The sequence below is a fragment of the Methyloglobulus sp. genome (assembly GCF_040079455.1).
Classification (GTDB): Bacteria; Pseudomonadota; Gammaproteobacteria; order Methylococcales; family Methylomonadaceae; genus Methyloglobulus.
This window is the reverse complement of record NZ_JBEBKJ010000010.1, coordinates 16,493-34,465: the sequence shown is the minus strand read 5'-3', so window position 1 is coordinate 34,465 and position 17,973 is coordinate 16,493. Positions and strand designations below refer to the sequence as shown.

At 44.9% G+C, this 17,973-nt stretch carries 15 protein-coding genes and 1 riboswitch; of the genes, 7 read left to right on the top strand and 8 right to left on the bottom strand.

What is annotated here, in order from left to right; genetic code table 11:
* Positions 1–279: 279 nt before the first annotated feature.
* Entirely contained in the window at positions 280–783 is a 504-nt protein-coding gene (locus tag ABL924_RS04030) for a type IV pilin protein (protein ID WP_349025783.1), read from the top strand.
* A 130-nt stretch (positions 784–913) separates the two neighbouring features.
* Here the strand turns inward: ABL924_RS04030 and ABL924_RS04025 are convergent, their stop codons facing one another.
* Entirely contained in the window at positions 914–1,357 is a 444-nt protein-coding gene (locus ABL924_RS04025; protein ID WP_349025782.1) for a transposase, read from the bottom strand.
* 477 nt (positions 1,358–1,834) lie between these two features.
* Between ABL924_RS04025 and ABL924_RS04020 the strand changes: the two genes are divergently transcribed.
* The 5 genes from ABL924_RS04020 (at position 1,835) to thiC (ending at position 9,407) form a co-directional block, all read left to right on the top strand.
* The gene (locus ABL924_RS04020; RefSeq protein WP_349025781.1) at positions 1,835–2,188 is read left to right on the top strand and encodes a hypothetical protein; all 354 of its coding nucleotides are present in this window, start codon (positions 1,835–1,837) and stop codon (positions 2,186–2,188) included.
* Positions 2,189–2,398: 210 nt separating this feature from the next.
* Complete coding sequence (locus ABL924_RS04015; RefSeq protein ID WP_349025780.1) at positions 2,399–3,103, top strand: tail fiber domain-containing protein; 705 nt, start codon at positions 2,399–2,401, stop codon at positions 3,101–3,103.
* A 573-nt stretch (positions 3,104–3,676) separates the two neighbouring features.
* Positions 3,677–4,330 (top strand): ribose-5-phosphate isomerase RpiA, encoded by a 654-nt coding sequence (gene rpiA / locus ABL924_RS04010; RefSeq protein ID WP_349025779.1) that lies wholly within the window; start codon positions 3,677–3,679, stop codon positions 4,328–4,330.
* 121 nt (positions 4,331–4,451) lie between these two features.
* Entirely contained in the window at positions 4,452–7,169 is a 2,718-nt protein-coding gene (gene secA / locus ABL924_RS04005) for a preprotein translocase subunit SecA (RefSeq protein WP_349025778.1), read from the top strand.
* 230 nt (positions 7,170–7,399) lie between these two features.
* Positions 7,400–7,500, top strand: a riboswitch (TPP riboswitch).
* Positions 7,501–7,526: 26 nt separating this feature from the next.
* A complete protein-coding gene (gene thiC / locus ABL924_RS04000) occupies positions 7,527–9,407 on the top strand; it encodes a phosphomethylpyrimidine synthase ThiC (RefSeq protein WP_349025777.1) in 1,881 nt (626 codons plus the stop codon).
* A 71-nt stretch (positions 9,408–9,478) separates the two neighbouring features.
* On the opposite strand, the gene ABL924_RS03995 is transcribed toward thiC, so the two are convergent.
* The 7 genes from ABL924_RS03995 to ABL924_RS03965 form a co-directional block, all read right to left on the bottom strand.
* Positions 9,479–10,123 (bottom strand): TetR/AcrR family transcriptional regulator, encoded by a 645-nt coding sequence (locus ABL924_RS03995; protein WP_349025776.1) that lies wholly within the window; start codon positions 10,121–10,123, stop codon positions 9,479–9,481.
* Positions 10,124–10,161: 38 nt separating this feature from the next.
* Positions 10,162–11,481: a S8 family serine peptidase gene (locus ABL924_RS03990; protein ID WP_349025775.1), complete on the bottom strand. Its 1,320-nt coding sequence runs from the start codon at positions 11,479–11,481 to the stop codon at positions 10,162–10,164.
* Positions 11,478–12,230, bottom strand: coding sequence for a hypothetical protein (locus tag ABL924_RS03985; protein WP_349025774.1), 753 nt, complete (start codon positions 12,228–12,230; stop codon positions 11,478–11,480). The genes ABL924_RS03990 and ABL924_RS03985 overlap by 4 nt, the downstream gene beginning before the upstream one ends.
* Positions 12,231–12,247: 17 nt before the next feature.
* A complete protein-coding gene (locus tag ABL924_RS03980) occupies positions 12,248–12,832 on the bottom strand; it encodes an RNA polymerase sigma factor (protein ID WP_349025773.1) in 585 nt (194 codons plus the stop codon).
* Positions 12,833–13,249: 417 nt separating this feature from the next.
* A complete protein-coding gene (locus tag ABL924_RS03975; protein ID WP_349025772.1) occupies positions 13,250–13,642 on the bottom strand; it encodes a hypothetical protein in 393 nt (130 codons plus the stop codon).
* Positions 13,643–13,811: 169 nt separating this feature from the next.
* Positions 13,812–14,201, bottom strand: coding sequence for a hypothetical protein (locus tag ABL924_RS03970; RefSeq protein WP_349025771.1), 390 nt, complete (start codon positions 14,199–14,201; stop codon positions 13,812–13,814).
* Positions 14,202–14,527: 326 nt separating this feature from the next.
* Positions 14,528–15,283 (bottom strand): TorF family putative porin, encoded by a 756-nt coding sequence (locus tag ABL924_RS03965; RefSeq protein ID WP_349025770.1) that lies wholly within the window; start codon positions 15,281–15,283, stop codon positions 14,528–14,530.
* Positions 15,284–15,787: 504 nt separating this feature from the next.
* Between ABL924_RS03965 and pgaA the strand changes: the two genes are divergently transcribed.
* Entirely contained in the window at positions 15,788–17,959 is a 2,172-nt protein-coding gene (gene pgaA, locus ABL924_RS03960; RefSeq protein WP_349025769.1) for a poly-beta-1,6 N-acetyl-D-glucosamine export porin PgaA, read from the top strand.
* The last annotated feature ends 14 nt before the right edge of the window (positions 17,960–17,973 follow it).

Here is a 17,973-nt window from a genome sequence, read left to right as displayed (position 1 = left end):
CCCTCTCACTCTGGGAGAGGGCTAGGGTGAGGGGATTTCATATAACAACTTATTGATATGACTAATTTTAATCCTATTTCCCAACCTTCTCGGCAACTGCTGTAGTACAGTATGTACTGAATGCAGCAAACGCAGGAGCGGTTTGTCGTCCTACGTTGCCACAAACCACATGGAAGTGGTGAATGTGGTTGTGCAGGAGCATTTTTCCACCTACTAGCTACATCCGTGTAGGTATCTCGAAGAATGAAGGCGTTTTTTGAATTTTTTATAGGTTCCCTTATGAAACAAGCACAACAGAATGGCTTTACACTGATAGAACTAATGATTGTCGTAGCAATCATCGGTATTTTGGCCGCTATTGCCTATCCCAGCTATACGGAAAGCATGATGAAGTCACGCAGGGCGGATGCGGAAGGATCGTTGTTGTCATTGGCTAATGCGATGGAGCGGTATTATACGGTCAGCAACACATACTGTAATACCAATCCTACCGTAAATGCGGCTGTACAGGCTGCGGCAAATACTTGTGCAAGTACGGCTGGTGGGACAGTTGCGGCCAATAATGATGTAGGGCGTCCGCCTCCCGCTATTTATACCCCACCAAATAATACCAGTACTTTTTATGAAATTAGCATTAGTGCGGCTACGGACGCAGGTTATACGCTAACAGCCGATCCCATTGGTGCCCAAACCAATGACCGATGCGGAAATTTGACGTTGACGAATGCAGGTGCCAAAGGATTTGATGCGCCAGGTACCGCAGCGGAATGTTGGAAAAATTAGGTGATCTCTGATAATTCAAAACCCTCTCCTCCTCCCTCTGGGCATAGGTATCTACACAACTTTTCAATATAACAAAAACAATGGGTTGCCAAATCACCAAGCCCCCTCTCCTGCTGGAGAGCAACTGTGTTTAAAAGCAAGCCAATTTTCCAAAGTTTGGATTCCAGGTGCTATTGCTCTTGATCATGGCGTTGGCAACAATTAGCAGCTTTCTCATGCAGGCAACGAGTGCCGTTTTGGCCTTGCCTTTTTGCAGTAGCCGCCCATAAAACGCCTTAATAGGCGGATTATGGGTAATTGCGCTGACAGCGGCCATATAGAGTACGGTTCGCACTGATGCACGCCCACCCCATATTGTCCGTTTGCCCTTCAGTGTTCCGCTGTCCCGGCCGAAGGGCGCAACACCCACGAGCGCACTAATTTCTTTATGGGTCAAAGCCCCAAGTTCCGGCAAGTCCGTAACCAAGGTCAGTGCGGCTACGGGGCCTATGCCTTTTACTGTTTTTAGGCGAGCCACCTTTTCCTTAAGGGCATCGTCAGCCGCTATGAGAGCATTAAGTTGCTTCCGTGACAACCCGTGTCAATGGGGGGGAGAATAAAATCAACTGGTTATATCCCCCTCATCCCAGCCTTCTCCCTCGAGGGGAGAAGGGGTTTGTTGGATTTTTAGAAATATCCTCAACACCTAACAAATATATTCAGGCTACATTCAGCTTGGATTTAGTATGCTCACAAGCAGGGTTTTCAAAGCAGTTAAAACAAACTTTTTTGTTTTGCTTATTTAGGGCAACTCTGAACATGTCACCGTTAGTCCTTAGCCTATCGGAGGACTTACTGGGATTCAGTATAAGATTCAAAACCATAACCCAAATACCCCTCTTTTATTGGGTTATTGATCCGGCCTTGTAATGTTTGAACTATCTGCTCTGAGTCCTTTAGCGAAACCACGTAATTCAAGGGTTGCAGCCTTTTTATCACCAGTAAAGTTAAATCTTCAGTAGACCGAATCTATAACTAAAGCTCTAATAACCGCCAAAACAGGAATCTGAATATGAAACAAAAAAACAAAGCCATCCTTTTAGGGATAGTGCTGTGGTCTAATTTGGTTTTAGGGGTATCACCACCGAATCCCACGGGAAGTGACATTCGCCAAAATACCGCCGGTGGTGCAAGCGTGCTTTTAAAGAACACCGTAGGCGTGGCTAACACGGGCTTTGGCAGTGGTACACTTGCTTCAAACACCTCCGGCTCTTTCAACACGGCTAATGGTCAATTCGCACTAAATAAAAACAATATTGGCTATTCTAATACCGCTATAGGTACTGGGGCGCTCTCTCAAAATACCAGTGGTCATGGTAACTCTGCTTGCGGTGTTAATGCCCTTTTATCTAATACGACAGGTTAAGATAATACAGCGAATGGCAGTAGTGCGCTAAACGATAACATCACTGGCGTGTACAACACAGCTATTGGTTCTCTTTCGCTTTTGAGAAACATAAAAGGAAACGGCAACACGGCGAACGGTTATACAGCACTCTTCAACAACCAGTATGGTAGCTACAATACTGCACTTGGATTCGGAGCTCTTAGCTTTAATTGGGCTGGAAATTATAATTTGGCATTGGGAATAAATGCTGGAAAAAATCTATTCTCAGGAAAATTCAACATCTACCTAAGCAATAACGGTGTAGAGACTGAAGACTCAACCATTCGTATTGGAAGTGCAAATCAAAAACGTGCATTTTTGGCTGGTATTCGTGGGACAACCACTGGCTTAGCGAATGCTGTTCCCGTTGTTATTGACAGCAATGGTCAATTAGGCACAATCAATTCCTCTGTCCGCTTCAAAAAAGACATCCAGGACATGAACGAGGCGAGCCATAAGTTATTGCAATTACGTCCCGTAACCTATCACTATAAACAAGCTGACGAAAGCGGGGGAAATCCGCTAGAATACGGCCTGATAGCGGAGGAAGTTGCTAAAGTTTATCCTGATTTGGTTGCTTACGGTGCGGACGGTAAGATTGAAACCGTGCAATACCAGAAGCTAACGCCGATGATCCTTAACGAACTCCAGCATACGAATGCGCTATTGGAAGCTGAGAAGTTGAAAGGTAAAACACAGGAAGATCTGCTAAAAACTGAACAACTAAAAAATCAGCAGCAGGCTCAAGAAATCGATAACTTAAAAGGGCAGATGACGGTACTCCAAACTCAGGCGCAACGGATTGAAGTTTTAACTTCGAGGCTATCCCGAATTGAAGCGCAACAGTCGATTGGTATGCTAGAAAATAACGGGCAAAAACTAGTGCATAACTAATAAGAAATCTCTAAATAATCCCCTCTCCCACCGAGCATAGGTATCTGCGCAAGTATCTGCCCCTTCTCCCTTGGTGGACGACCGCCAGGGATGGAGGAAATGCGTGAGTAGGGTATGGAATCTACGACGCTAAGGGCGGGATGGGGGGTATAAAAAGTTGATTTTATTCTCCTCGGCAACCGCTCCATGCGTTGCCCTACTGCCTACATCCTTGTAGACATCCTGCAGGAGAGGGGGCTTGGTATTTTGCAACCCATTTTTTTTGTTATATTGAAAGGTTGTGCTTTTGGAGCTTACCTTACAGAAGTGTGCTGCATTATCAATGCCATTACGCTTTCGACAAGTTCAAGACGAATGCGATTAATTATGGACCTAAACAACTAGCGGTGTCTTTTGTTAAATTCTCAAAATATCTAAGTACATATTGCTGTATCTAGAACCCAATAATTGGGCAAATAAAAAATCGGCTGAGGAAACTTTCCATCTGAGGTATTATCATGACCTGTTTTTCATCCGGGTGCTTTTTGTAGTTTAAGCAAGTTCCCTAATTTTAATAACAACAACGGTAATATCATGACACAAGACGAATTGAAACAAAAAGTGGCTCAAGCGGCATTGAAATATATTAAAGACGTACCTGTCATTGGTGTCGGTACAGGTTCTACGGTGAAGTATTTCATCAATTATCTGGCGGATATGAAGGCAGACATTGAAGGTGCGGTATCCAGCTCAGAGGCAACCACGGTGCTTTTAAAACAAGCGGGAATTCCAGTGTTGGACTTAAATTCGGTGGGTACAATTGAAGTCTACGTAGATGGAGCCGACGAAATTACCCCACATAAACAATTGATTAAGGGCGGTGGCGCGGCATTAACACGAGAAAAAATTATTGCCGCAGCCAGTAAGAAGTTTGTGTGTATCGCGGATGGTTCCAAGTGTGTGGATGTTTTAGGCAAATTCCCATTGCCGATTGAAGTAATTCCGATGGCGAGAAGCTATGTCGCCAGGGAAATGGTCAAATTAGGTGGTCAACCTGTATGGCGGGAAAACTGTATTACCGATAATGGAAATCAGATTATTGATATCCATAACCTAGATATTTTAGACCCCATCAAAATGGAACAAGTCATTAATAACATCGTCGGTGTGGTTGCTGTTGGACTGTTTGCCATGCGCCCTGCGGATGTGGTGTTGGTGAGCAAAGATGAAGAAGTTGTCACGTTTTAAGATGTCCTATCTTTTAGGCTAAACGGCAGTTATTGTCTTTAAAACGGTGGCTGTTTTTTGTACCTAATAAGCCAGACAGTATATAATCAATGGTTTGATTCAATTTACATCGGAAATAAACATGCTGAGCAAGCTGGTTAGATTAGTTTTTGGAAGCCGAAATGACAGGCTTGTTAAGAAAAAGAGGAAACTTGTCAAAAGGATTAATGCGCTAAGCTCAGACTATGAAAAATTATCTGACGAAGCATTAAAAGCCAAAACTCAAGAATTTCGTAATCGTCTTACAAAAGGCGAAAAGCTGGGCAGCCTTATCCCAGAAGCTTTTGCCGCAGTCAGGGAAGGTTCTTCGCGGGTCTTTGGAATGCGCCATTTCGATGTGCAGTTTATCGGCGGGATGATCCTCAACGACGGCAAAATTGCTGAAATGAAAACCGGCGAGGGTAAGACCTTGATGGCGACTTTAGCGGCATATCTCAATGCTTTGCCTGGACACGGCGTTCACGTCGTTACCGTCAACGATTACCTCGCCAAACGGGATTCCGAATGGATGGGTAGGTTGTACAGCTTCTTAGGGCTAACCACCGGCGTTATTATCAGCCAGATGGAACACGATGAACGAAAAGCATCCTACGCCGCAGACATCACTTACGGCACCAATAATGAGTTCGGGTTCGATTACCTGCGCGACAATATGGCCTTCAACCTGGAGCAAAAAGTCCAGCGTAGCTTGAATTTTGCTATCATCGACGAGGTTGATTCCATCCTGATTGATGAGGCCAGAACGCCGCTCATTATTTCTGGACCGACGGAAGAGAGCACCGAAGTTTACGTTAAAGCCAATGCCATCATTCCGCACCTGATCAGACAGGAAAAAGAGCAAGGCAATGGCGATTACTGGGTTGATGAGAAAGAACGCCAAGCCCATTTGACCGAGAAAGGCCACGAGCATGTAGAACACTTGATGGTGGATCATGGCTTAATGACCGAAGGCACCAGCTTGTATGATGCGACTAACATCCGCCTGATGCACTATTTGAGCGCGTCCTTGCGAGCGCATACCTTGTTCAAACGCGATGTCGATTACATCGTACAAAACGATCAAGTCATAATTGTTGACGAATTTACGGGTCGTATTATGCCTGGCCGGCGTTGGTCAGAGGGTTTACATCAGGCGATTGAAGCGAAAGAACGCGCCTCAATCCAAAATGAAAACCAGACGATGGCTTCGATTACCTTCCAGAACTATTTCCGCTTGTACGAAAAGCTCTCAGGCATGACGGGTACGGCTGACACCGAAGCATTCGAACTCAACAAGATTTATGGCCTTGAAGTGGTCGTCATACCCACGCACCGGAAAATGATCCGCAAGGATTTGGGCGATATGGTGTATTTGACCGCCGACGAAAAATATAACGCCGTCGCAGAAGACATCAAAGATTGCGTTCAGCGCGGACAGCCGGTTCTGGTAGGCACAACATCTATTGAGAATTCCGAACGGGTATCGGTTTTGTTGAATAAGCTGGGTGTCAAGCATGAAGTCCTTAACGCCAAACAGCACGAACGTGAAGCGCATATTGTGCAACAGGCCGGTATGCCCAGTGCGGTTACCATTGCCACTAACATGGCAGGTCGAGGCACCGATATTGTGTTGGGTGGCAACCTGGATGCTGAATTAGCGGCGTTAGGCCCTGATGCCAGTGGTGCAGACAAGGATAGGGTCAAGGGCGCGTGGCTGGAACGGCATAACCAAGTCATTGCTTCTGGTGGCTTGCATGTGATCGGCTCCGAGCGCCATGAGTCCCGTCGTATCGACAACCAATTGCGCGGTCGTTCCGGTCGTCAAGGCGATCCCGGCTCCTCACGCTTTTACTTGGCATTGCAAGATGACTTGATGCGTATTTTTGCATCCGACCGTGTCGCTGGCCTGATGCAAAAACTGGGCATGGGTAGTGGCGAAGCCATCGAACATCCTTGGGTCACCCGCTCCATCGAAAACGCCCAGCGCAAGGTAGAAAACCGCAACTTCGATATTCGTAAAGAAATCCTGGCTTATGATGATGTTGCCAATGACCAGCGTAAAGTGGTCTATGCCCAGCGTAATGAGCTTATGGAGGCCAAGGATATTTCCGACATCGTCGTCGAAATACGTAAAGATGTAGTGAACAACCTCATCACCCAATACATTCCGCCAAAAACTATGGAAGAACAGTGGAATATCAAGGGGCTAGAAGAACATCTCTATCAGGAATTCAATACAGAAGTCCCGATCCAAACCCTGCTGGATCAAGACAAAAAGCTTCAAGAAGCAGGGCTACGCACCCGAATTATTGAAGCGCTGGGGCAGCTATATAAGCACAAAGAACAGCAAATGAGTTCAGAAGTTATGCGGCATTTTGAAAAGTCCGTCATGCTGCAAGTGTTGGACAACAGTTGGAAAGAGCATTTAACCGCAATGGATTATCTGCGTAAAGGCATACATCTTAGAGGCTACGCGCAAAAAGATCCCAAACAGGAATACAAGCGCGAAGCCTTCGAAATGTTCACTAACTTACTCGACCACATCAAGTACGAAGTAACCCGAATCTTGTTCCGTGTGCAAGTCAGCCAAGAAGAAGACATACAGGCGATGGACGAGCAAATGCAAGCCCCCAGGGAGTTGCATTTTGAACATGCCGAAGCATCTGCATTGGGTGAGTATGATCCAGAAACCACCATTGAAGAAAACCCTGTCGCACCAGCACAACCTTTTGTAAGAGAGGCTAACAAAATAGGTCGTAATGATCCGTGTCCGTGTGGGTCAGGGAAGAAGTTTAAGCAGTGTCATGGGAAGTTGGATTAGGCTAGAGTAACCGTCATTCCGGCATCGATTGCCGGAATCCGGCAATCATCATGGCTGGGATACTTTCTTTTGCTTCGCCAAGCACCGCTCCAAGTTTAAGCAATTATTATACTTCCCTCCGTTTTATGGCATTTCATCGCTTAACCTTTTTTGCCTCAAATAAAAGGCCACTTTGATCACAGCACCTTAGATTTGCAATTTTCTTTTATTTCCTTTAACTTAGTTGTATCCGTAATGGCTAGGGGTGCTTCGAATATTTTCCGAGGCTGAGAAATACCCTTTGAACCTGACCCCGGTTAATACCGGCGTAGGGAAGCCCACACTTCCCGCGCCTTGTCTTATTTTTTGGAGATAAACATGAGCGCTGTCATTAAAGATGCCTCTTTCACCGCTGAATCCGCTGCTAACAGCATAAAAATCGATTCTTACCCTGCATCGGAGAAAATCTATGTGCAAGGTAGTCGTGCCGATATACGCGTCCCTATGCGTAAAATAAGCCTATCTGATACACCCGTCCACTTTGGCACGGAAAAAAATCCGCCGCTTTATGTCTATGACACATCAGGCGTTTACACCGATCCTAATGTGGTGGTGGATTTGAAGAAAGGTCTGGGTTCTGTCCGTGCTGCCTGGATAGCGGAACGCAATGATACGGAAGAATTATCTGAGCCGAGTTCTGAGTTTGGCCGTCAACGAATGGCCGATGCAGCGACTGCACATCTTCGTTTTGAACATATTCTGAAGCCGCGCCGCGCGATAGCTGGCGCAAATGTATCGCAGATGCACTATGCCAAGAAGGGCATGATCACGCCCGAAATGGAATTTATCGCCATCCGTGAAAATCAGAACATGGAGCTAATGCGGGATTTATGGAAAGACCAACATCCTGGCAATTCTTTCGGCGCATCCATACAAACTTCCATTACGCCTGAATTTGTCCGTGATGAAGTCGCCAGAGGACGGGCGATTATTCCCGCCAATATCAATCATCCAGAGCTGGAACCGATGATTATCGGACGTAATTTCCTGGTGAAAATTAACGGGAACTTGGGTAATTCTGCGGTAACTTCGTCGATTGATGAAGAAGTCGAAAAAATGCTTTGGGGCATACGCTGGGGCGGCGACACTATTATGGATCTGTCTACGGGCAAAAATATCCACGAAACCCGAGAATGGATATTACGTAATTCGCCAGTACCGATTGGCACCGTGCCTATCTATCAAGCGCTCGAAAAAGTAAACGGTAAAGCCGAAGAGCTGACTTGGGAAATGTACCGAGATACCTTAATTGAACAAGCAGAGCAAGGTGTGGATTACTTCACCATCCATGCTGGCGTACGCCTTCATCATGTTCCGTTAACCGCAAAACGCATGACCGGTATCGTGTCTCGTGGCGGTTCCATCATGGCGAAATGGTGTTTGGCACATCATACTGAAAGCTTCTTGTACACGCATTTTGAAGAAATCTGCGAAATCATGAAGGCTTATGATGTATCTTTCTCGTTAGGTGATGGCCTACGCCCTGGCTCCATTTATGATGCTAACGATGCGGCACAATTCGGTGAACTGGAAACTTTGGGTGAACTGACCAAAATTGCTTGGAAACACGACGTACAAACCATGATCGAAGGCCCAGGGCATGTGCCTTTGCACATGATTAAGGTCAACATGGAAAAGCAGTTGGAAGAATGCGGGGAAGCGCCATTTTATACCTTGGGGCCATTAACCACCGATATTGCCCCAGGTTATGACCATATCACCTCGGCAATAGGTGCGGCAAACATAGGTTGGTACGGCTGTGCAATGTTGTGTTACGTCACCCAAAAAGAACACTTGGGTTTGCCTAATAAACAAGATGTACGTGAAGGCATCGTCACTTACAAAATCGCCGCCCATGCTGCTGATTTGGCTAAAGGCCATCCTGGCGCACAAGCGCGTGATAATGCCATGTCCAAAGCACGTTTTGAATTCCGTTGGGAGGATCAGTTCAATATAGGGCTTGATCCTGAAAAAGCCCGCGAATTTCACGATGAAACCCTGCCAAAAGATTCGGCAAAAGTGGCACATTTCTGTTCGATGTGTGGCCCACATTTCTGCTCGATGAAAATCAGTCAGGACGTACGAGATTACGCCCAAGCAAAAGGGATAACGGATGAAAAGGAAGCCTTAGCGGCAGGAATGGTGGAAAAATCGAAGCAATTTATTGAAGAAGGTGCGGATATCTATCACAAAGTGTGATTTCTGCCAGACCTTAATTTCGAAGGATCACCGGAGCAAACTCCCACAGCTTCGGTGATCTTTTCAATCTTTTATCTAGCAGGAGGGCGGCCTGTCAGCCGTGACTTCCAAGTTTCTCTTATACTCGTCCGGTTGTGATGAGTAAACCGTCTAATTAACAAGGCGACACCTTCTTCATAATCGTTGTTATTCAACCCGCCAAGCTGCGTTGTTAGCATAAATACGCACATCCCGTGAATACCGCCAAAGAAAGCTAACGCTGTTTGTTTTAGTTGGGCAGGCGATAATTCAGGAGTGAGTTGTGCGAATTGCGACTCAAATTTTCCATAAATATTATCGACTTTCTTCTGATACCAAGCTGGAACTTTAATATTTTCTGGCAAGCGGTGTTCAAAAACCATGCTCCAGCGATTAAGGTTTTGGCTGGCAAATCTGATATAAACACCTGCCAACTCTTCTAAGCCCTTCTCCGCGCTAGCTGTGCCTACTTGTTCCATTTGTTCGGCTATCGTATCTAGCGTTCTCCCTTTGAGATGCAAGATTAAATCGTCCATGCTCGTAAACACCATATAGACACTGCCTATGGTATAACCAATTTTCGCCGCTACTTTACGTACCGTTAACAGGGATAAACCACCTTCGATAACCAAATTTTCGGCTGCAACCAGGATCATGTCTTTTATTTGCTCCAGGGAGTGATCCCCTCGTCTTGCCATTTTATTTCCTCAGAAAAGTTAGAGTATTTTAGATTTATCTACAAAGGTTTTCTCTGTGCAACACTCACAACTGATTGAGAACAAGCAACTGTTTCGCATAGCGCATTCACCGCAACATTAGCATTAACGCCAGCAATAATGCCGCCTTTTGGCATCACTTTGGATTTGTGCAAAATCGTATGAACTTCAGCCACGGTTAAATCCTGTTTAAGTTCTAACAACAAAGCGATTACACCAGACACCTCAGCCGCAGCTATCGAACTACCTGAGATAAAATCGTATGTGCCATGCGGCAAAGTAGTTAGTATTTTATCGCCTGGAGCGGCTACGGATTCCGCCAAAGAATCAGGCACTGAAACGGGCTGTTTAATAGACTGAACAGAAATAACATCTTTTAGGGATGCTGGAAAACTCTCGACTGAATCAGCAAATCCTGTATCGGCGGCGACAACGATAATACCGTTTGCTATTGCTTTATTGAGCAACAAGGTCAGCAAAGGATCCTGAGGCCCAGTTAGGCTCATATTCAACACATCGACACCCGTTTTGATTGCCGTATTTATGGCCAACGCGAGGGTGAAACTGTTACATATTGCTTCAATAGCGTCGGCTTTATCCGGCCAACAGGCTTTCAATACGACCAGTTTGGCATTGGGTGCTACACCAATAATTCCCTTGGCGTTATCTCTTCTAGCAACCATCACTCCAGCCACTGCCGTGCCATGCTTGTCAGTTGAAAAACTGGCAGATATATCCTTTGCGAAATTCTGGTTTTTGCTGATCTGCCCTGCTAAATCGGGATGATCCAAATCTACGCCAGTATCAATCATACCAATAATAATATCTTGCCCAGTAGCCCTGCCATGCGCTAAACCAATTTGCATTTGCTGCAAATTGGTCTGAAGCTTAAAGTAAGGGTCGTTGTAAGATTGCGCCTTAGTCTTAAACACATTCATACTTTGCACAATGTCGACACGATCATCTTTGGACAAGCGCTCAATGGCACTGACTACAGTGGTTTTGTCTGAGACCTTATAAACCACACACTGTGCCCCTACTTCACTCATTGGCCATTCAGCCAATTTCTCCAAGCCGTAATCATCAGCGAGCTGATTAGCGACTCTCTCGCTCCAAGTGGAGCTTCGGTAATCGCCACGCCGCCTGTAAGACGTTGGGGAAGCAGTACCCTTGATGCTATTAATCGTGTTATCAGAAAAAGTAACCAGCAGCAGACGGTCAGCATTCCTTTGGTCTAACAGGCTGTAGAATCCACTTTTGCTGTCGGTTGCATTTTTGCTTTGCGAAGGAGTAGAAAAAATGGTCAACCCAAGTAAGGCTAACAATAAATAAATTCTCATTTTTCTTTCTCCATGTGCGTTGAGGAAAGCAACTCATAAGCTGGTTCTGCAAAAATTACGCTGGAATCTTTTCTTAACATTCCAACAACACCAAGTGGATCTGTAGGGGTCATGTCTCTGTCTAATCGAACTGTATAAACACCTTGTGCAGTTGGGTTATCAATAAACTGACCATGTATACGTTTGAGAATTTTACCTTTTTGCTGCTGACTGATACCCTCTGCAAATACCACCCTGATTTCGTTTGCGCTTATGGGATTTTGTTGGGCGTTAGAAAGGGTTCGAAACTCGTTGCCTAGTTTCACTTCAGTATCAAGGTAGCGTGGCATCAACAGTGATAGCAACACGACTGCGGCCATCGCTAGCGCAGGACGCAATACCGAATTGTTAATCCATCCCTGCTTTCTAGCACGGCTGATTCGTCTAACATTATCGGAAGCACCGATTTTAAGTTGTTCAGGGCGATTTTGTTGAGGCAAAGATTGCATATCCAGTGGTTTGGCGGTATGCAGACGCTTTTTCAGCCGTGAAAAAGAAGCCTGCTCTGCCGAGTCTAACGAACCTTCCTTGATAACAACATGCGCCAACTTCTGTAGCTGGACTACCTCACGTTTACAGGTAAGACAAACAGTTAAGTGATGATCTACTTCTTTTAGCTCACTGCCTTGCAATGTCTTGTTAACATACCAAGGTAACAACTGAGAAAGTTCTTGATGAGCTGAGTCAGATACTTTATTTATATGTTGCATCGTAAACTCCTCAACTTTCAGTTTGTGTGAGACGAACTATCGTTCGTTGGGGCTAAAATCACTGCCAGCTTTTTACGGGCATGGTACATTCGGGTCTTTACGGTATTTTCAGGGCAGCCCATGATGGCTGCAATTTCGCTGTAATGAAGACCTTCGTAATAGGTAAGCTCTATGACTGCCCGGTGTTCAGGTGATAATTCGCCCAGCGCAGATCCCAACCAATCATCCATTTCCAGCTGAAAGAGTCCGGCATCTTGTTTACCTAACCACGAGTTATCTTCGTCGAGATCATCGAATGATTCCTCTTCTGGACGACCAGCATCACGCACGGCCTGTCGAGCCTTATTAAAAGCGATGCCAAAAATCCATGTTGAAGGTTTACAGTGCGGATCGTAGCTTGCGGCCTTCTCCCAAACGATGAACATCACATCGTTAATAACCTCGTCGATCAGCTCATCTCGCCGAGTGACACGGGCAATAAACCGGAACAAACGGGTGTAGTAATGGTGATAAAGCTGCTCAAGTGCTTGCTCATCTGCATCGCAGAGCCGCGCTATTAACCCAGCATCGCGCAGTTGCTGACCATTTTGACATGTATCCAATGGCGTTCCTGCAAAAGATTGTGTTGGGACAGCATGAGCTTTCATAAATGATAGACCAAATAAAGTAACATTTGTTCGTTGATTGCAGAAAGTAAGTAAAAGGTTCAGTCGAACCTTAAAAAAATATTAAATGTATTCAAACAAACAACAATATTGTTATATGCACGAGGATTCGTTTAGTTTAAATAGTATTAATTATCATGCGATTACAACCACTTTAATTAAAAGGAATTTGTTGGCAGCGTGTACTAGCGATGTGACACAAAACGTGGGGAGGGACTAATGCGTGCCTTGCGGGAAGCTTTGAAGGTTTGTATATCGAAAAAAACATTTAAGAGCCACTCCTCGAAGAGGAATGGCCGGATTAAAATCGAATGGTGGTAATTTAACAAACAACCGAAAAACAGCTGATCGACATTACTTAGCCTTACAAGTTGCTCCAATCGCCCCTACTATAGCATTAGTTCCACTACGGCGGATGTAACCTATAACTTTATTGCTTTTAATGAAAGCGGCCGGGATTGCTGTCGCTCCGGCTTTAACGTCATTCGGATTACTGTCAAAATCAAACTCTACCTCATGGCTGGAATCAGCAATCATCGTTGCTTTAGACTGCTTGGTGACCACTCCTGAAGTTACTCTGGCATAGAAAGTCCCGGTAAGACCAGCACCATCCACAGATATTTTCGAACGGCTAGTGCCACGGACTTCACATTTAACGCTAATAGTTGCCGCGTTCGCATCGGCCAAAATAATTAGGTTAAGTGCCAAGGCTGTTACAGCTAAGCCCGCTATTTTTTTAAAGCCCATGTTTTTTCTCCTAGTTTAAAATTGAAATATTGGTTGTTGAACAAGCCATCAACAAACTGATTTTTTGTACAACTCAGGTGTTGATTACACAAAAAAGCAGAAAGGTTCATTAGGTGATAAAAATTTCGACATCTACCCTATCTCATCTAAAGGGAAGAAATCGCTAACCCTACTTAACAACCGCACACGTTGGCCCCACGGCACCGAGGAGACGATTTGTTACTGCCTCACGAAGCCTTACTATCACATAATTATTTTTAATATACGCTGCAGGAATTGATCTAGCTCCAGCCCCAATTGCTACAGGATTACTATCGAAATCAAATTTTACTACGCCGCTGGCATTTGCTGCCTTCGGGAGCGAAGCCTTGCCGACTCCTCCTGAAATCAATATTACCCAATATTTCCCTTTAAGACCTGCGCCAACCACTGATATTGACGAGCGAGTAGCACTGACTTGACATTTGCAACTAAGAGTTAATGCACTTGCATAACTCAAAATACTCAAGTTAAGCACCAGTGCCGTAATCGTTAATCTAATTATTTTTGTTGCGTTCATATTGCTTCTCCAAGCTCGATATTGAAATATTGTTCATTGAAAACAATCTCAAAGGTGGATTTTTATTCAGTGCGCTTGTTGATTACAAAATGTTACAGAAAGGTTCACTGTGGGATAAAAATATTTCCCGATTATTGCTGCCCCCCCTACAAGGCTATATTTCTAACCCTAAAGAACCCAACGTTTAAGATAAGCCAATAAGATGAATTTTAGCTTATTGATATAATAAGAAAATTCATGGGTATTTTGGACTCAATAAGCTCACTTTCACTCATGAAGCCGATAGAGTTGGAGATTTTTCTGAAAAAAAGGCTTGCCAGTGTTGTTTAGAACCCGGCCGATATGGAAAATACAATGGTTGCTTTTTGGGTATGCGGATGGTCGAAGAAATCCAACTCCTCCCCAACATTTACCTCGCTTGCTTCGTAGTAACGTAAATCCAGTGCAATAAACTTATATCGCCCAGTGAATCCAACATTCCAGTAAGGGTAATCGGCTGACAAGACGCTCTTGGTATTTGCGTAGCCAAAGCTACTGGAAACTTCCAAGTAGCCGGTCAAAGGATACCGTCCGGTAAGCTCGTAGAAGTAGGCGTCACCTTCGAGCCCGTAGAAATCCTTGGCATAAGACGTTTGTAAGCTAAGTAGATCCTTGTAATGAACAAACAGGTAAAACTCGTTGTAATCAGGCTCTGTTGAAAAAATCAATCCATCATAAAAATAGCGGGAGTACTGCAAGTCCACTCGCCAATCATCAGCCAGCTTAAAACTCCAGCCCACATAAGGGGTAATTTCAACTTGTGCTGAATCGGGGAAAATAGTCGTGACATCGAAAAACTCATCCAACTCACTTGAACCTATGTTAAAACTTGATGCGCTAGCGCCTATGTATAACCCAGACGAGTGCTGATAATCAAGGTTGCCTTGAATGGTTGGCTCGTTATTGCTTTTGGAATACATACGCCAAACATAGTTAGTCGTACCTGTTATCGTTCCATGAATTTCAGCGTAAGCGAAATCGGTTTGGTACAAAAACACTGCCATGCACAGTAACTTCAAAGAACGAGTGAGTGTTTTTTGCATGGCCATCTGGGAATATTTGGACTAAGCAGCTTTTATCTTAAGTAAGCGTTATGTGGTTCTATCAGACCATTATAAAGCTAGCGCATTGTTTTCAATTTGAAAAGTAAACACCTTTTTCGTTAGAGGTTCTCTAAATATTAATTTCTTTTCCAATGGATTGGTATCGCATCCTTGCAGCACTCCGCTTGTTACTCAGAAAAGCCAACTCAACTCAATTATAACAAATCTGGTCTGTTACCCAATACTAAACTGAACTCATGGGAATTCCTAAAACAAAATGAACCTTTTCCTTCTGCTTTGGAATATACGTTTAAAACAGCGTAACTGGGTTAAGGTTTTTTCTGATGGCTTCGGAAAGATACAAGATTCAGTTATCGGACATTAACATAAAAAACTACAACCTCGAATGTTGTTAAAACCACATTCAATGCATTCAGAATTTAAAAAACTTAAGAGAAACCTGTGGGCAAGCTTATTACGTTTGATTTTATGAGGAGATGCTTCGTGATTTTTTGTACGCTATTCATCGCTACTGATGCCATGTCACTACCGACAAACAGGGCTAAAGATAAATTGCGAGAGTTGAGTTCAATGGAAACACATCAAGTCGCCGGACATGCGCTTGATCTCGTTGAACACGGTCAATTTGAGCAAGCAGAGGCATTATTAAATCAATCTCTACAATGGCCGTATCAAAGAGAATCATTGCCTCTGCTTCGTGTGCGAGCAGGACTCTACAAGCGCAAAAATGATTTCGTAGATGAGGCCGAGACGTATAACCAGATTTTACAATTAACTCCGAATGATAAAGAGGCCTTGCGTGGTCGCGTTTTCGCTACCTCACATATGGGCGCGTTACATTTGGCAATTAAATATGCCGAGCAAAACCCCGATGTTTTTTCTCAGGCTGAATTGCTCGATTTACACCAGGCAAGTGCGGGTAGAAGCATCAAATGGGGAACAGTGGAAGAGAAGGCGGGGATTGGGCAACAACGTTTTCAAGCCACTGACAAAGCTTTATTAAGAAACGAAACCGTGCGAACCCTACATGCACTAGAACATAAAAGCGAAAGTCCATCGGGTCGCTATACCGAATTTGACCGCATCGTCGCGTTGCGGGATCGGGTGCGGATGAAGGATGCCATTGCCTTATATGAAACTTTAAAACAACGGCGGGGTGATATTCCCGCTTATGCGCTTGCAGCGGTGGCAGATGCCTATCTGTATCAGCGGCAGCCCGAAACGGCACGTGATTTGTACTTGCTCGCATTAGAATCAAGCAAAAATGACCGTGACTATCCCAATCGGGAGTGGCAACTGAAACTCTTCGATGCTTATATCGACACCAATGAATTTGATGCGGCCAGCGAACTCATTGATAAGGTTGTGGCTGCAACTCCACCCATTTTGAATAAAGGTTTGCGTGGTGTCGAAGTCGATAATGAGATTTATGAGGAGGCTCGGTCAGATCAAGCCCGAACACGTGTGTACGCCGATCAGTTAAACGATGCTCAAGAATTACTGGAAAAGACGCTTGAAGCAGCTCCATTCAATCTCGACGCAAGGCTTACCAAGGGCGATCTTTTCCAATTCCGCGAACAGCCGCGTACCGCCCAGAGGCAGTATGCCAGCGTACTTGTCGATGATCCAGGCAGTAGTTTTGCCGCTACTGGTATCGCGGAGACCGCTATTACCTTACATGACCCCCGAACTGCCAAACAACAACTTGCTAAGTTAAACCAGTATTACTCGGAAAACCGTGAGGTTCAGCGTGTACAGCAGTTATTTCGTGCTTATAGTCGGCCATTGCTTACGGTAAGCTCAGGCTGGGGGAGAAGCCCATCCGGTCTGGGAAATCGGGGTAATCAGGATTGGCAAGTCGATACATTATTGCATTCGCCTTTACTCAATCATCATTGGCGTGTATTTACCCATGCCTTTAATGCAGAGGCGGATTTCGATGAGGCTGCCGGTATTCGACGGCGCATAGGCATTGGGGCAGATTACCGCTCTCCCGAATGGCGTATCAGCGGGGAAGTTAATCAGGATCAAACTCGGCTGGATAATTATGGAGTCAGTTTGGATGCGGCCTGGACACCGGACGACCACTGGCAATGGGATGTCGGGTTTGAATCAAACAGCAACAATATCCCATTGCAGGCCAGTGCGGCGAATATTCGTATGCATTCTGTCGAATTAGGCATCGGCTACAACCACAATGAATCTCGCAACCTGAGTATGAGCCTGGGTTATTCCTGGTTAAGCGACAACAATCGCCGGATTGAAGCTGGGATAAAATGGCAGGAACGTTGGTGGAGCGGCTCGACTTACAAACTGGATACCGTCGTCAATGTGGCTGGTTCGGATAATTCGTTGGTGAATGCGGATTATTTCAATCCCCGCAGTGATTTTTTAATTGACGCACAAATGATCAATGAATGGACTTTATGGCAAAAATACCAACGTAGTTTCAAGCACCGCGTCGTATTAGGTGTTGGGGAATATTGGCAACAGGGCTTTGCGTCAGGGATGACCAACATAGTGCGTTATGAGCAAGAGTTGAATCTGGATCCTTTTCGTACCATCAACTACGGTGTTGCTTACGAGCGGCACCCTTATGATGGCGAACTCAACGAAAGCACTTCGGTATTCCTTAACCTGACGTGGCATTTATGAAACGGTTAATGGAA

Coding starts and splice junctions, on each gene's coding strand:
- ABL924_RS04030 (WP_349025783.1), top strand. CDS start 280: ATGAAACAAGCACAACAGAATGGCTTTACACTGATAGAACTAATGATT.
- ABL924_RS04020 (WP_349025781.1), top strand. CDS start 1,835: ATGAAACAAAAAAACAAAGCCATCCTTTTAGGGATAGTGCTGTGGTCT.
- rpiA (WP_349025779.1), top strand. CDS start 3,677: ATGACACAAGACGAATTGAAACAAAAAGTGGCTCAAGCGGCATTGAAA.
- secA (WP_349025778.1), top strand. CDS start 4,452: ATGCTGAGCAAGCTGGTTAGATTAGTTTTTGGAAGCCGAAATGACAGG.
- thiC (WP_349025777.1), top strand. CDS start 7,527: ATGAGCGCTGTCATTAAAGATGCCTCTTTCACCGCTGAATCCGCTGCT.
- ABL924_RS03995 (WP_349025776.1), bottom strand. CDS start 10,123: ATGGCAAGACGAGGGGATCACTCCCTGGAGCAAATAAAAGACATGATC.
- ABL924_RS03990 (WP_349025775.1), bottom strand. CDS start 11,481: ATGAGAATTTATTTATTGTTAGCCTTACTTGGGTTGACCATTTTTTCT.
- ABL924_RS03985 (WP_349025774.1), bottom strand. CDS start 12,230: ATGCAACATATAAATAAAGTATCTGACTCAGCTCATCAAGAACTTTCT.
- ABL924_RS03975 (WP_349025772.1), bottom strand. CDS start 13,642: ATGGGCTTTAAAAAAATAGCGGGCTTAGCTGTAACAGCCTTGGCACTT.
- ABL924_RS03970 (WP_349025771.1), bottom strand. CDS start 14,201: ATGAACGCAACAAAAATAATTAGATTAACGATTACGGCACTGGTGCTT.
- ABL924_RS03965 (WP_349025770.1), bottom strand. CDS start 15,283: ATGCAAAAAACACTCACTCGTTCTTTGAAGTTACTGTGCATGGCAGTG.